Origin of the sequence: Phyllobacterium sp. LjRoot231 (assembly GCF_964253365.1) — a bacterium.
Lineage (GTDB): Bacteria > Pseudomonadota > Alphaproteobacteria > Rhizobiales > Rhizobiaceae > Phyllobacterium.
The window spans coordinates 84811-99674 of the sequence record NZ_CAXUQT020000002.1; the positions used below are offsets into that span (position 1 = coordinate 84811).

Annotated in this window: 11 protein-coding genes; 10 read left to right on the forward strand and 1 reads right to left on the reverse strand. The window is 56.3% G+C overall.

The features are described 5' to 3' along the window. Nucleotides 1–13: 13 nt before the first annotated feature. Complete coding sequence (locus ACSQ3H_RS24045) at nt 14–2524, reverse strand: EAL domain-containing protein (RefSeq protein WP_436119637.1); 2511 nt, start codon at nt 2522–2524, stop codon at nt 14–16. A gap of 272 nt (nt 2525–2796) precedes the next feature. Here ACSQ3H_RS24045 and ACSQ3H_RS24050 point away from each other — a divergent pair, with 272 nt between their 5' ends. The 10 genes from ACSQ3H_RS24050 (at nt 2797) to ACSQ3H_RS24095 (ending at nt 14835) form a co-directional block, all read left to right on the forward strand. After that, nucleotides 2797–4443: an ABC transporter ATP-binding protein gene (locus ACSQ3H_RS24050; protein WP_436119638.1), complete on the forward strand. Its 1647-nt coding sequence runs from the start codon at nt 2797–2799 to the stop codon at nt 4441–4443. A gap of 213 nt (nt 4444–4656) precedes the next feature. Continuing rightward, nucleotides 4657–5151: a MarR family winged helix-turn-helix transcriptional regulator gene (locus ACSQ3H_RS24055; RefSeq protein WP_436119639.1), complete on the forward strand. Its 495-nt coding sequence runs from the start codon at nt 4657–4659 to the stop codon at nt 5149–5151. A gap of 1 nt (nt 5152) precedes the next feature. Beyond that, nucleotides 5153–5851: an SDR family NAD(P)-dependent oxidoreductase gene (locus ACSQ3H_RS24060; RefSeq protein ID WP_436119640.1), complete on the forward strand. Its 699-nt coding sequence runs from the start codon at nt 5153–5155 to the stop codon at nt 5849–5851. Then, nucleotides 5852–7183, forward strand: coding sequence for an NAD(P)/FAD-dependent oxidoreductase (locus ACSQ3H_RS24065; RefSeq protein WP_436119641.1), 1332 nt, complete (start codon nt 5852–5854; stop codon nt 7181–7183). Nucleotides 7184–7287: 104 nt separating this feature from the next. Then, entirely contained in the window at nt 7288–8964 is a 1677-nt protein-coding gene (locus tag ACSQ3H_RS24070) for a peptide ABC transporter substrate-binding protein (protein ID WP_436119642.1), read from the forward strand. A gap of 68 nt (nt 8965–9032) precedes the next feature. Beyond that, the gene (locus ACSQ3H_RS24075; protein WP_436119643.1) at nt 9033–9983 is read left to right on the forward strand and encodes an ABC transporter permease; all 951 of its coding nucleotides are present in this window, start codon (nt 9033–9035) and stop codon (nt 9981–9983) included. Nucleotides 9984–9993: 10 nt separating this feature from the next. Next, entirely contained in the window at nt 9994–10881 is an 888-nt protein-coding gene (locus ACSQ3H_RS24080) for an ABC transporter permease (RefSeq protein WP_436119644.1), read from the forward strand. Between the two features lie 15 nt (nt 10882–10896). Beyond that, entirely contained in the window at nt 10897–12219 is a 1323-nt protein-coding gene (locus ACSQ3H_RS24085; protein WP_436119645.1) for an NAD(P)/FAD-dependent oxidoreductase, read from the forward strand. Nucleotides 12220–12388: 169 nt separating this feature from the next. After that, the gene (locus tag ACSQ3H_RS24090) at nt 12389–13810 is read left to right on the forward strand and encodes an MmgE/PrpD family protein (RefSeq protein WP_436119646.1); all 1422 of its coding nucleotides are present in this window, start codon (nt 12389–12391) and stop codon (nt 13808–13810) included. A 56-nt stretch (nt 13811–13866) separates the two neighbouring features. Continuing rightward, complete coding sequence (locus ACSQ3H_RS24095) at nt 13867–14835, forward strand: tripartite tricarboxylate transporter substrate binding protein (RefSeq protein ID WP_436119647.1); 969 nt, start codon at nt 13867–13869, stop codon at nt 14833–14835. Nucleotides 14836–14864 lie beyond the last annotated feature (29 nt).

Genomic DNA, 14864 nt, shown 5'->3' on the forward strand with positions numbered 1-14864 from the left:
TTGCGCGTCTGGACTAGCGAGCTTCCGCTTTTTCCAAGCTCCGCAACAGCGCTTTGAGCGGCTGGGGACGATGCAACAGAAAGCCCTGACCATAGCCGATGCCGAGCGATTTAAGGATGTCGACTGCCTGCGCATCTTCGATATGTTCGGCAATAACATCCACTCCAAGTTCACGTGCTATGCCGCCAATGGAAGCAACGACCGCCTGATCGATCCGGCTGTTCGACAATTTCTCAATAAATGCTCCGTCTATCTTGATACTGTCCACCTTGAAGTGGTGTAAATACCCGAATGAACTGAGGCCCGTGCCAAAATCATCGAGACTTATGCGGCATCCGGCTGCGCGTGCTTCGGTGACAAAGTGTTCCGCCGCCTCGTAGTTGTTGATGGCAGTCGTTTCCGTAATCTCGAAGATCAGACGTGACGGAGCGACTTTGGTTTTCTCCATTGCCGACTGCAAAAACGACCAAAGTGTTGGATCGCTTATTGTATTTGCCGATAGATTGATTGCGATCGACACATTCTCCATAAGCATCAACTTGGGACCATAGGTCTCAAGTGTGTGCTGGATGATCCAGCGATCGACTATACCCATGAGACCGAAGCGTTCCGCGGCGGGGATAAACTCGGCCGGGGCGATGATTTTCCCATCGGGTCCGGTCATTCTCGAAAGAATTTCGATACATATGCTTTGGTCAGTTGTATTGGAGATTGCTCTGATCTCCTGACCGTAAATCTCAAGTCTTCCTTCGGACAACGCTTCCAGAATCCCCGATGCAGCCTGAATACTTGCTAAATTCTGCCGGGCCGCGCCAGTATTGATGTTGTAGATCGCGCTTCGATTGCGGCCTTCGGCCTTTGCGGCATAACAGGCAGCATCGGCGCGCGCTATCGCCTCGGCGAGGGTGACGCCTGGTTCGTCGAGCGCCGCTATCCCGATGCTTGCGCCTATGTTCTGGATTTTTCCGCCCCAGGGCAGCCGAATGGTTCGGATCTCGTTGATCAGCCGCTCGGCGGCCTCTTCTGCCTCATCAAATTTGGTGATCGGAAGAAGAACCGCGAATTCATCGCCGCCCAAACGCCCGATGATGGCTGCGTCGGGCAAAGCGCTGTTCATGCTCGACGTCGCCATTTTCAGCAAAGCGTCTCCAGCCGCATGGCCGAGCGTGTCGTTGACCATTTTGAAGCGGTCAAGATCGATGTGGGGCGCTCCGCCGCCGTTTTTTTCAATCGATGAAGAAGCAGCAGACTCGAATGCAGTGCGGTTCAATAGCCCCGTCAAAGCATCATGTGTTGCGGCGTGAGAAAGTTCTCTCTGAAGATTTCGAGCGCTGGTGACATCCTGGATCACGAGCACTGAACCGGTTATCGCGCCTGTCAGATCGAAAAGCGGGGAGGCGATATCCCTCAGTGAACGCCGTCCTCCATCTGACCGGATAAAGAGAACATTTTCAGCGCTTTCTACAGTCTGCCCGATCTGCATTGCACGGCTGGTGGATGATAGCAGTGGCGTACCGGTTCCTTCATCGATGAGATTGAGCGCATTCTCCAGTCGTGAACCGATAAGATCCTGGGCGTTGCGCAACAGCAATTTCTCTGCCGCAGGATTGGCAAATGTAATATTGTTATCAACATCGGTCGTCAGCACCGCGTCACCAATGGATTGAAGCGTGATGCGGTAGAGGTCCTTTTCTCGGGCCAGCGCCTCAGCACTGAGTACCTCTTCCGTAATATCCCAGATGCTACCCATCAGCATGTCGGGCATTGTTTCGTGACGGACAAGCCGCGCAAGCGCGAAAACATGGCGGATTTCACCATTCGGCTTGACGATCCGATAACGTGTTTTCATCGGCTGGCCGGTTTCAAACGTGGATTCTATCTCACGCTCTGCCCTTGCTGCGTCGTCCGGGTGCAAAAGATTATGCCAAGTGGCGCGGGGTACTTCCTCGGGGCCTGGGCCTATACCGAAGATCTCGCGCATCCGGCGATCCCACAACACAATCTCGGTCTCGATGTTGAAATGCCATAACCCAACCTGGCCGGCGTCGAGCGCGAGTTGAATGCGCTCGTTCAACAGGGTCAATTGATGTTCGGCGTTCTTCTGATCGGTGATATCCGTTTGAACGCCGATCATCCTCGACGGATGTCCGTCTTGGTCCCATTCCACAACACGGCCGCGGTCCAGAACCCACACCCAATGACCATCCTTATGGCGCAATCTGAATTCGGTCTCAACCTGTGGAGTTTCACCGGAAATGTGCCGTTCGCCGCTTTCGATGGCACGTTGCCGGTCATCAGGATGGATGAGTGTCAGCCAAAGATCACTGCGATCGCCGAGTTCATCTTCACGATAGCCCAGCATTTTCTTCCATGTCGCCGAATAATAGCACTGCCCGGTCGCGAGATTGGAATCCCAGACGCCGAGGCCGGCAGATTCAAGCGCGAAGCTCCACCGGTTGGCCTCGGCATCAGCGGGCGTTATGGAAGGTCCTGAGTGCAGGCGCATATTCCGAACGTCAGTCATGCCCGAAGCTAGCATGAAAAGCAGAAAAATACAGTTAATGTCTTTGTTAGGATATGGCTCAACCTGTTCATCATTCTAGATGATTTTCGGCTCCAGCCTCGATGTTGCAGCCAGTAGAAGATGTACTCCATGGGTGACCAGATCTTCGTCATCTGCTGTTTCAGAGTTGCTATGCGGCTGAGGTGGCATCGAAATTGCTTGCTTGTCTTTGCAGACATCGAATGGAAAGATGACTGAGTTGACTTCTCAAAGCATGAAGGATCGCTGGAGTGATGACAAGCGCAGTTCAAAGAAGTACCGCAGTCAACGGAGATGCAATTCTTTCCGTTGAAAATCTGACGGTGGACCTGCCCAAGGGCATGGAGCGGCGCTATGCAGTGGAGAATATTTCTTTTGAACTGCGCCCGGGTGAAATTCTTTGCATCATCGGCGAGTCTGGATCAGGAAAGTCCGTCACCGCAAATGCCATCATGGGGCTGCTGCCATCGTCTATTCGCGCCAGCGAAGGGTCGATCCGCTTCAAAGGCGTGGATATACTCAAGGCAAAGGATGCGGATGTACGGGGACTTCGTGGCCGTGCGGTTTCGATCATCTTTCAGGATCCGCTTTCTGCCCTTAATCCGCTGATGACAATCGGCTCGCAGATCGCCGAGGTTATGGAAGTGCACAATGTCGGCACGCCGGAAAGCCGGGCAAAGGCAGTACTCGATCTGCTCGCGGAGGTTGGCCTGCCAGACCCGGTTCTCATACAGCATCAATATCCTTTTCGGCTGTCAGGCGGACAGAGACAGCGTGTAATGATTGCGATTGCTTTGGCGCTCGGCCCGGATGTCCTGATTGCCGACGAACCGACGACGGCGCTCGACGTAACAACGCAGGCGCAGATTCTGGAATTGATCCGCAAGATCCAGCGCGACAAGCATATGAGCGTCATGTTCATCACGCACGATTTCGGTGTCGTGGCTGAGATCGCCGATCGCGTTGTCGTCATGGAAAAGGGCAAGATAGTCGAGCAGGGCAAGGCAGATGATGTGCTCAATCATCCGTCGCATCCTTATACGCAACGCCTGACAGCAGCCGTACCGCGGATGCGCGACAAGGACAGAGCGAGCAACGCGCAGACCCCCGTCGTGCTCGACGTGCAAAAGCTCAACAAGATTTATACGAGTGGCGGCGGCTTCTTTACGAAGGGTCGCACGGTGCACGCAGTCAATGATGTGAGTTTCACGATTCGCAAAGGCCGCACACTCGGGGTTGTCGGGGAGTCAGGTTCCGGAAAATCCTCTCTCGGGCGCGTCCTTCTCAAATTGATGGATGCGGACGGCGGCAAGATATTGTTCAACGGTCAGGACATCGCACCACTTGACGCCAAGGAATTCCGGTCGATGCGGCCCTATATCCAGATGATTTTCCAGGATCCTTTCGCATCACTCAATCCTCGCCATACGATCGGGCAAATTCTGGTCGTCGGCCCGATGGCCCACGGCATCAGCGCTGCGGACGCAAGGACAAAGGCGGTGCGACTGCTGGAACTTGTCGGCCTGGACGCGGGTGCCTATGACCGTTATCCGCATGAGTTTTCAGGAGGGCAGCGACAACGGATTGGCATTGCCCGCGCTCTGATGTTTGACCCAGTGCTTCTGGTTGCTGATGAGGCAGTGTCGGCGCTCGACGTTTCCATTCAGGCACAGATCCTGGAACTACTGACGAAAATTCAGAAGTTGCTCAATGTGGCGATGATCTTCATCACCCATGACCTGCGTGTGGCAAGCCAGATTTGCGACGATATCGCCGTGATGTATCGCGGTGAGATCGTGGAATTTGGGCCGCCCTCGCAAATCTTCCGTAGTCCGGCGCACGCCTATACCCAGCGTCTGGTCTCGGCAATTCCCGGCAGTCAGTGGGAACCTGCTGCCTGATTTTTAGGCTTGGAGTGCTTTTTGGATGCCCGTTTGGCTCGCCAAACGGGCAATTTCATTCTTTGACCAACCTTCCTGCAACGTCGGATAAAATAATAGTTGCATTTGTCCACTATTTGCCGAAGCATGCAAAATTGAAAGCTGCATAACAAATTCAAGTGCTCAAAACCCGAACGCAACAGACCGTGTCGGGAGAGGAAGGAATTTGCGTGAATGCCGATGGTGACGCAGAAGCCCACATCAATTGATCATGTCGATCTCGACGTACTCGAAGACACTTTGAGCTTCTACATCCGCACAATGAACATCGCGGTTTCCCGCGACCTGGATGAGCGGCTGGAGGGTTTGGATGTGGCGCGAGGAACAGGCAAGATCACCACTCTGCTTCTCGTCGACAGTCACCCTGGAATCCGCCCGTCAGTGATCGCGCAGATCATCATGAAGGATCGCTCGGCCATGGGGCGTCTCATCGAACAGATGATCGACAACGGTCTGCTGACGCGGCAAACCTCGGCGAGCGAGCGGCGCGCACATGAGCTTTTTGTGACGCCGAAAGGCGCCGAGCTTGCCGCCACTATCCGGCCAATCGTCACCAAGCAATCAAAGGATTTCTTTTCCTTCATTGCGGAAGAAGAGCAGGCGCAAGTCATGGATATTCTCCGCCGGGCATACCGGAAAATGGTCGGAATGACAGGACGGGAGCGATGATATGGCGGAAGAACGTGTAGTCCTGATATCGGGGGCAAATAGAGGAATAGGCGAAGCGATGGCACGCTTTCTTGGCGCTGCAGGATGGCGGTTGTCGCTTGGCATGCGCAACCCGCAACTCCCGGACTGGGCTGATCCGGATCGCGTACAAGTCGTTGCCTATGATGCAAATCATTCATCCGCAGAGGCTGAATGGGCCGCGCAAGCATTGGCGAAGTTCGGCCGTATCGATGCGGTGATCGCCAATGCCGGCATCATGATCCCGAAGAATGTGATCGAAGCCGACGATGCCGATCTCGATGCCATGCTGGCGATCAATGTCAAAGCGCCCCGGCGGCTGGCTGCCGCGGCCTGGGATGCGCTCGGCAAAAGCGGGCGAGGGCGCGTGATCATACTGAGTTCGTTATCCGGCAAACGTGTGAAATCATCGACCGCCAGCCTTTATTCAGTTTCCAAGTTCGCCGCCGTAGCGCTGGCTCATGGCATTCGCCATACGGGCTGGGAGCTCGGCATACGAGCGACTGCCCTCTGCCCCGGATTTGTCGCAACGGATATGGCGCGGAGCCTGACCAACCGTGCTGACGATCTCATGACCGACCCCGCGGACATTGCCCGCATCACCGCAATGCTGCTCGACCTTCCAAATGAGGCGAGTGTCGCCGAATTCACTATCAACTGCCAGTTAGAGGAATCCTATTAAATGCCCGGTCCTTATGTCGTTCGCGTTCACGGCGACGAAAACCTGCCCGAGAAAGTCGATGTCGTTGTCATCGGCGGCGGTATTATCGGAACTTCCACCGCGTTGGAACTTGCCGAGCGTGGTCATAAGGTTGCCTTATGCGAGAAGGGCGGAATCGGTCAGGAACAATCCAGCCGCAACTGGGGCTGGGTACGCATCTCCCGGCGTGATCCGCGCGAAGTACCGCTCATGGCTGAAGCGCTGCGTATCTGGTCCGGCTTCGACAAGAGGCTTGGCCGCGATACCGGCTATAAGCGCGCCGGCATCATATTTGCTTGCCCCGACGACAAATCCTATGACGAGCACGATCGCTGGGGCAAGAATCTGGAGGGTTACCAGCTTTCGAGCCGCATGGTCAGCGGTAAGGAACTCGATGATCTTTTGCCCGGCGGCAACATGAAACTGAAAGGCGCGCTCTATACACCTGCCGATGGTCGCGCCGAACCGCAAAGGGCTGCGCCAGCCGTCGCCGAGGCAGCGCGCGACAAAGGCGCGGCAATCCTCACCGAGTGTGCCGTGCGTGGCATCGAGATGTCCGGCGGTAAGGTTTCCGGTGTCGTCACCGAGCGCGGGCGCATCGCCTGCGACGCTGTAGTGCTGGCCGGTGGTGCCTGGTCCAATCTCTTCTGTGGGCTTTACGGTATCGATCTGCCGCAACTGAAAGTGATGAACACGGTCATGCGGACGAAACCGCTGGAAGGCGGTCCTGAATCGGCGCTCTGGTCCAAGGACTTCGCCATACGCAAGCGACAGGATGGCGGTTATACGATCGCATCCGGCCACGAGAACATCGTCGACATCGTGCCGAAATCATTCCGCTATGCGTTCAAATTCCTTCCGGCTCTCAAGATGGAATGGAGCTCCTTATCCTTTCGCTTTGGCAGTCGCTTCTTCGATGAAGCGCGAATGCCGGCGCGCTGGAATATGGATGAAGCCAGTCCGTTTGAATACAACCGTGTGCTTGATCCGAAACCGTCGCTCGATATGTCGAATAAGGCGTTCAACAATCTCAAAGCAGCATTTCCGGTGTTCAACAAGGCCGAAATTGCGCAGCGCTGGGCTGGCTATATCGATGTGACACCGGACGCGATTCCGGTGATTTCCGCAGTGGACCAAATTCCGGGGTTCCACATCGCCACGGGTTTTTCGGGGCACGGGTTTGGTATCGGTCCAGCCGCCGGCCGCCTGATGGCTGATATCGTGACCGGTCGCTCGCCGGTCGTCGATCCAACAGATTTTCGTTTTTCCCGCTTCACCGACGGCTCAAAGGTGCGTCCGCTCAGCGGATTCTGAAATCGGCGTGGTTGAGGAGCCACGCCGTAGTGAGAATGGTCTGCCGACTGGCAGATAGAATGCAAACTGGAACATTGAACAAACCAATAATGAAGGGAAACACAATGTCTGATAAGCATCGAAATTCAGTTCTTCATCCGACCCGGCGTCAAGCCCTCGCCATGATGGGTATGGTCGGCGCATCCGGCCTGGTCATGCCGCGAATTCTAGGATGGGACAAGGCTTACGCCGCGCCGCCATCCGCCCCCAAGGGACAGGTCATCATCGGTTTCTCACAGGAACCGACAGTGTTCAATCCGCACATGCTGCATATCGAAGTGGACGAGGGAATCCACTTCAGTGTTTTCGATCCGCTGTTCAACGTTGATCCGGAGGGCAAATTCACCCCGGCGCTGGCCGCCGAGGTGCCGACTGTCGAGAATGGCGGGATTTCTGCCGACGGCCTTAACTGGAAGGTAAAACTTCGCGACGGCGTGAAATGGCATGACGGCAAGCCCTTCACAGCAGAAGATGTGAAATTCACCCTTGACCTTGTCGTCGACAAGGATTTCCGCAGTGCGCGGCGCGCAGGCCATGATCAGGTACGCGATATCAAGGTCGTTTCACCAACGGAAATCACCTGGCGGATGGAAAAACCATACGCGCCCTACGCTTCTATCCTCGCAGCCACCTTCATTGTACCCAAGCACATCCTGGAGCCGGAAGCGGACAAGAACACTGCTCCGTTTAACAACGCGCCTGTCGGCACAGGACCGTTCAAATGGGTCGAACGCGTTGCAGGGGATCACATCGAACTCGCCGCCAACACGGACTATTACGGGGACGGCCCGTATCTCGAGCGGGTCATCTACAAATACATCCCCGATCTCACTGTCCTCTACACCCAGTTCAAGACCGGCGATATCGACGTGACCGGCCTGCAATGGATCACGCCGGATCACTACGACGAAGCCAAGACGCTGGAAGGCAAAGAGGTTCAGGTCGTTCCAGGCGCCACCGTGGAGTCGGTCACGTTCAATATGGAGAAGCCGCAATTCAAGGATCTCGCTGTGCGCCAGGCGCTTTACTACGCTCTGGACAAGACGACGATCATCGATGCGCTTTACTATGGCTTGCCAGCGCCAACCGAAACATACATGCCGCAGCAGTCCTTCTACTTCAATCCGGATCTGCCGAAGCATGAGTTTGATATCGAGAAGGCCAAGAAGCTGCTCGACGATGCCGGTTGGAAGCCAGGGGAGGACGGTATTCGCGTCAAGGACGGGGTACGTCTTGCCTTTTCCAATTCGACCACGGCCGGCAACCATATCCGCGAACAGGTCCAGCAGTTCATGCAGCAGTCCTTCAAGGATATCGGCGTCGAGATGACCATCTCGAACCTGCCGCCTGCAGTCATGTGGGGTGAATACTGGATGCAGTCGAAATTCGAGTCTGTCGTTGTCGGTATCAATTTCCTTACCGGGGCTGATCCCGATTCGTCGGACTATTTCCTCTCGACATCTATCAACGCCAAGGGTGGTGCGGGGCAGAACACCTCGCAATATTTCAATCCGGAAGTCGACAAGCTGCTTGGTGAAGGCGGGCGCGTCTTCGTTCCAGAAGAACGCAAGAAGGCCTACCTCAAGATCCAGGAAGTCATTCGCAACGATCTGCCTCTTTTGCCGATCTTCCAGTACGCCACAGTCCGTGGACGCAAGAAGGGCATGACTGGTTTCACGCCAAACGTGAACAATCGCATCGACTCGTGGAACGTCGGGAGCTGGTACTGGGAACAGGCATAGGATCTGCTGGGCCGGGGTGGAACTCCGGCCCTTATCCTACCGACTGATCGCTATCGGAGATCGAAGCCATGACCCGCTACATTCTGAACAGGCTCGGGCAGAGCCTCGTGCTGCTCGTGCTGGTATCCATGATCGGCTTTGCCGTACTCAACCTCGCACCGGGAGGGCCTTTGTCGCAGTTTGCGCTGACACCAGGCATGACCCAGGCAGATCTCGACCGGATTTCCGCGCAGATGGGTCTCGATCGGCCCTTGATCGTGCAATATGCGGATTGGGCGTGGCGGCTCCTTCGTGGTGACTGGGGACGATCTTTCCGCGATAGCCGTCCGGTTCTCGATGTCATCGGCGGTCATTTCGGCGCAACCCTGCTTCTCATGGGAACTGCGACCGTTATCTCTGTAACGATCGGAACTTGGGTTGGCATAAAGGGTGCAACCAAGCGCTATTCCATCTTCGATTATACCGCCACGGTTGGCGCCATGGTGGCGCTGTCGATTCCGACGTTCTGGTTCGGTCTGGTCGCGATCTATATTTTTTCGCTGAAACTGGGATGGTTGCCGGCGGGCAATATGTACACGATCGGCAATGGTTCAATTTTGGACTATGCCATTCATTTGATCATGCCGGCCATGGTTCTGGCGCTAGTCGATGTGGCGGTCTGGAGCCGCTATATGCGCACCGCAACCCTCGATGTGATTAACCAGGATTTTGTCCGGACGGCGCGTGCCAAGGGGATGACGCCGCGACGCGTGCTGATGAAGCATGTCGTTGGCAACGCCCTGCTACCTATGATCACCCTGGCGGGCCTGCAGGTGCCGACGTTGCTTGGTGGTGCGCTCGTCACAGAGACCGTGTTCACGTGGCCCGGCATGGGACGTTTGTTTCTCGATAGCCTCGGCTATCAGGATTATCCAGTGGTCATGGGGCTGCTGATGTTCTCGGCCATTCTCGTTCTCCTCAGTAACCTCGCGGCAGACTTGCTTACGGCATTTGTCGATCCGCGCATCCGGCTGACATAGGGAGATCACAATGTCTGTTTCCTCAACTCCCGCAAATCGTTCCGTAAAGTCCGGATGGTGGAACAGCCGCACCTTCAGGCGGTTCGTTCGACATCGGCTGGCGGCGCTTGGCGTAATCCTGGTGATCATCCTGACGCTTGCCTGCATCATCGGGCCATATCTCCTTCCTTACAACGATCTCTATATCGATCTGCGCGCGCGCTTTTCTCCGCCGCTGACCGGGTACCATTTTCTAGGCACCGATCCGCTCGGCCGCGATATCGCAGCGCGTCTGCTGATGGCGGGCCGGATCTCAATGTTGGTCGGCTTTGCAGCGATGATCTTGAGCACAATGATCGGTGCCACGATCGGTGTCGTTGCAGGATATTATGGCGGGCGAGTAGGGACCGTTCTCATGCGGTTTGTCGATGCCGTCCTGTCCTTCCCAAGCATCTTCCTGCTTCTGGCACTGGCAGCGTTCATCAAGCCCAGTCCGATTATGATCACGGTCATCATTGCGATCACCAGCTGGATGGAAGTTGCACGTATCGTCGAAGCGGAAGTGCGATCCCTACGCGAGCGTGATTTCATCATGGCGGCGCGTATGCTCGGTCTCAGCAATCGCTGGATCATGTTTCGCGAGCTGCTGCCGAACGCGATGGGTCCCATTATTGTCGCCGCTACCTTGACCGTCGCCAGAGCCATTCTTCTCGAAGCCTATGTGAGCTTCCTCGGCTATGGCATTCAGCCGCCACTTCCGAGTTGGGGCAATATGTTGAACGGAGCGCAGCAATATCTCCAATCGGCACCCTGGCTGGCGATCGTACCCGGTGTGGCGATCACGCTTGCGGTCACCAGCTTCAACTTTATCGGTGATGGCCTGCGTGATGCGCTCGATGCCCGCAGCGATCTAAATTAGGGAGACCCTTGGATAATGCCGAAATTCTCTCCCTTCGAGGCAACGCTCTGGTATGCGACGGCGGCACCTGCGCCGGAAACGTCAAAGCTGGAAGGTCAGTCCAAGGCTGATGTTTGCATCGCCGGCGGCGGCTACACGGGCTTGACGACTGCGCTGGAACTCGCGCGCGCGGGTGTCAAGGTCGTTTTACTCGAGGCGCAAGAGATCGGGTTTGGCGGTTCCGGCCGTAACGCCGGACACTGCACGCCAACATTCACCCATTACAGTCTGCCGGAATTGCGAAAGATGCTGGGCGAGCCTTGGGCCGAGCGGCTGATAAAGCGTCAGACTCGCGCGAATGACCGCGTCAAGGATATGATCTCGCGCTATAAAATCGACTGCGAATGGCAGCAAAACGGCTACGTGATGGGTGCCCATACGCCGAGTGCCATGACAACCATCGAAGAAAAGGCGAGGGACTACAACGCGGTAGGTGCAAAGACCCGTGTTCTGGATAAGAGCGAAGTCGAGACTGTCACCGGTAGTCCGCGTTTTCACGGCGGCTGGTTTCATTCCGAGGCAGGGCATCTCAATGCACTGGGTTATGCACGCGGACTGGCACGAGCCGTGATCTCCGAAGGCGGTATGGTTCATACATATTCGCCTGTGACGAAGGTTGAGCGCGAAGGTGGAGGATGGGCAGTCAACACGCCAGAAGGCACGGTGATAGCGGACAAGGTCATCTTTGGCACCGGCGCCTATACGGTCGATGGCTGGCCGGGACTGGACCAGACATTCAAGATTCAACGCGTATTCGTGGCGGCAACGGAGCCCCTGTCGGACGATTTGCGGAAATCTGTGCTGCCGCAGAACACCACGATTCACGATGGGCGCGGCGATATCTTCGTCTACAAATACAACGCCGAAGGCCGTATTGTCGCGTCGATGTTCCCGATGGGGCGGCGGGGCAAGGATATTGCCTATACGAAGCAGGTGATGACCGACCGGCTCAAATGGCTTCACCCGCAAATCCGTCAAGGCATACGCTGGGATTATTTCTGGTTTGGTGAACTCGACATGCAATACCGTACAATTCCGCGGCTCTATGATCTCGCTCCCGGCGTGGTGGCTTTGACAGGCCTTTCCGGACGCGGCGTCCCGACCGGCAGCATGCTTGGCGGCATCCTTTCGGAATGGGCACTGGGTGTTGCTGAGAGTGACCTGTCGCTCAAGCTGGAGCCACTGAAAGCCGCGCCGTTTTACATGAGTTTTGGACCACAACTGACATTGCGCTACTACCGCGTCAGGGACTGGCTGACCACGAAACGCGATCGCGCGGCACTGCCACCACACGCCTAAAGCGTCCACTTGGCCACGCACCGAGCAAAACTTTTGGCAACAAGCGTCTAACCCGCGCTTAATTGTCAACAATTTACAATGATTGTTGACAATTTACATTCTACATCCTAGTTTTCTGGCGACTTACGTATGCAAGCCCAACTTTGCATAACACCAGGAGACAAGACGCGTGAATACGACTTCCGACATCACGGCCCAGGCCATACGTTTTATCGAACGCACGACCTATCAAGACCTGCCGGAAGAAGCGCTCGTCGTTGGTCGCCGCTGCGTGGTCGACACGGTTGGGCTCTATCTCGCCGGCAGTCGCGAAGCATCGGTCCGCATTCTGATCGAGGACGCTCTTGCAGAGGGAGGGCGCGAAGATGCGTGCTTGCCTGGAAACGGACCGGCGAAAGTGCCGGCGCCGTTGGCGGCCCGCGTATGGGGTACCGCCGGACACGCTCACGACTGGGACGACACACAGGTTTCCCACGATCCGGCCCATGTCTATGGACTGCTGACGCACCCTTCCGTACCGCCCCTTACTGCTGCGCTTATCGTCGCCAGTGAAAAGGGAAATGTAGACGGTCGCGACCTGATGCTCGCCTTCCAGCTCGGATTCGAAGTCGAGTGCAAGATTGCCGAGTGGATGAAGCCACGTCACTATCGTCGCGGGCATCATACGAGCGGCACCGTCGGCACCTTCGGCGCTGCTGTCGCTGCTGCCAAGCTTATGGGATTGACGGGAGACAAGCTCGCCCATGCGCTCGGGTTGGCCGCCAGTTTCGCCGCTGGCATCCGGGTCAATTTCGGCACGATGACAAAGCCGCTTCACGTCGGTCGCGCCTGTGAAAATGGCGTCACGGCCGCTCTTCTCGCTGCGCGCGGTTTTGAGGCTGATCCGGCCGCTCTCGACGGACCCTGGGGCTTCTTTTCCGTCATGGGCGAGGGCTTTGACGAGGAAAAAGCGGCGGCCGGTTTCGGAGCGCCTTTGACAATTGTCAAACCCGGCGTCAGCATCAAGCCTTACCCGTCAGGCATCCTCACCCATCAATCAATGGATGCGATGCTGAGGCTGGTCATGGATCATGATTTGAAAGCGGAAGAGGTCGAGCGTATCCGTTTCTTTGCCGGCAAGAATATCATCGAGCCGATCCGTTATCCCATCGCGCGCAACCATTTGCAGGCGAAATTTTCGATGCCCGCTTTGCTTGCCATGATCGTGCTGTGCCGTCGCGCTAGCCACCACGAGTTCGAGGATGCTTTTGTAGCTGGAGATGCCATGCAGGACCTGCAGGCCCGTACGGACGTCATCAACGATCTCGAGATCGATGCGCTCGGTTACGACAAGATTCGCTCGCGTATCGAGGTGATCACCAAAGACGGTCGCACGCTCGTCCAATGGGCCGACGAGCGCTATCGCGGCGGACCTTCAAATCCGATCAGCGACTCTGGACTGGATGACAAGTTTCGCATGTGCGCCGAGGGCGTCGTTGACGGCCCTCGCCAAGATGAATTGCTGGCACTTGTGCGCAAGATCGACAAGGGTGCGGATATCGGACGGCTTGTTACACTGATCAGCGGCGAACGGGAACTCGCAGCGAAATAATTTGAAAACAGAGGCAAGCCGTTCTGAAGAAACGGTACTTGAAAGGGAGAGAGACAATGAGTTTTGTGAAATCGATCGGCATCGCGGCGCTCGGCCTCGCCACGGCCGCCATTCTGACCGGCACATCGGCCCAGGCCGACCCGCTGCCTTATCCAAACAAAGTCGTCACGCTGGTGACGCATTCAAGCCCCGGCGGCGGCAGCGACGTCTTCCTGCGCGAAATGACGAAATACCTGGGCAAGTATATCGACGCCACTTTCATCGTCGAAAATGTTCAGGGCGGCAGTGGCGCGAAGGCCATGGCACGTGTTGCGACAGGGCCCGCCGACGGAAGCGTCTTCTACGCGACTACACCGACCTATATCTATACATCGCTGATGAGCAAGCCGCAGAATACCTACAAGGACATGGATCCCCTCGTGAATATCTTCGCCGACAGCGAAGTGATTTATACGCGGACGGACGGTCCTTATAAATCCCTCAAAGACGTTATCGATCACGCTAAAAAGGAGCGTGGGCGCTGGGGCGCTGCCAACCCGGCTTCGCTTGAGCGCCAGGCGGCCGAGCAGTTGAAGACCGCTGCGGGTGTCAAGCCCGCGATTGTCACGCATGAAGGTGGCGGCGACATGATGCTGAATGTTCTCAATGGCACACTCGATATCGGCATCGGCGAGATCCAGGAACTGCGCTCGCAGCTCGATGCGGGCAAGATCACCTTGCTTGCCACCTTCAATCCGGTGCGCATTGTTGAGAAGCCGGATGTACCGACTGTGAAGGAGTCAGGGTTCGATGTCAGCCTCGTCAAATTTCGTGGTCTCGCCGGTCCCAAGGGCATTCCGGACTCCACGACAGCAATCTGGGACGAGGCCGTAAAGAAACTGCTTGAAGATCCGGACTACAAGAAGGCCTATACTGAAGAAGTGCTCGTGCCCCAATTTATCGCGCACAAGGACTATCCCGGGTTCGTCGATAATTTTGGATCGACGACGGAAGCGTTCCTGAAATCCACGGGCGCCATCAAATAGTAACGGTGAGGGACCGGCAATGTTAGCCG

Coding starts and splice junctions, on each gene's coding strand:
- ACSQ3H_RS24085 (WP_436119645.1), top strand. CDS start 10,897: ATGCCGAAATTCTCTCCCTTCGAGGCAACGCTCTGGTATGCGACGGCG.
- ACSQ3H_RS24070 (WP_436119642.1), top strand. CDS start 7,288: ATGTCTGATAAGCATCGAAATTCAGTTCTTCATCCGACCCGGCGTCAA.
- ACSQ3H_RS24065 (WP_436119641.1), top strand. CDS start 5,852: ATGCCCGGTCCTTATGTCGTTCGCGTTCACGGCGACGAAAACCTGCCC.
- ACSQ3H_RS24055 (WP_436119639.1), top strand. CDS start 4,657: ATGCCGATGGTGACGCAGAAGCCCACATCAATTGATCATGTCGATCTC.
- ACSQ3H_RS24080 (WP_436119644.1), top strand. CDS start 9,994: ATGTCTGTTTCCTCAACTCCCGCAAATCGTTCCGTAAAGTCCGGATGG.
- ACSQ3H_RS24075 (WP_436119643.1), top strand. CDS start 9,033: ATGACCCGCTACATTCTGAACAGGCTCGGGCAGAGCCTCGTGCTGCTC.
- ACSQ3H_RS24060 (WP_436119640.1), top strand. CDS start 5,153: ATGGCGGAAGAACGTGTAGTCCTGATATCGGGGGCAAATAGAGGAATA.
- ACSQ3H_RS24050 (WP_436119638.1), top strand. CDS start 2,797: ATGACAAGCGCAGTTCAAAGAAGTACCGCAGTCAACGGAGATGCAATT.
- ACSQ3H_RS24095 (WP_436119647.1), top strand. CDS start 13,867: ATGAGTTTTGTGAAATCGATCGGCATCGCGGCGCTCGGCCTCGCCACG.
- ACSQ3H_RS24045 (WP_436119637.1), bottom strand. CDS start 2,524: ATGACTGACGTTCGGAATATGCGCCTGCACTCAGGACCTTCCATAACG.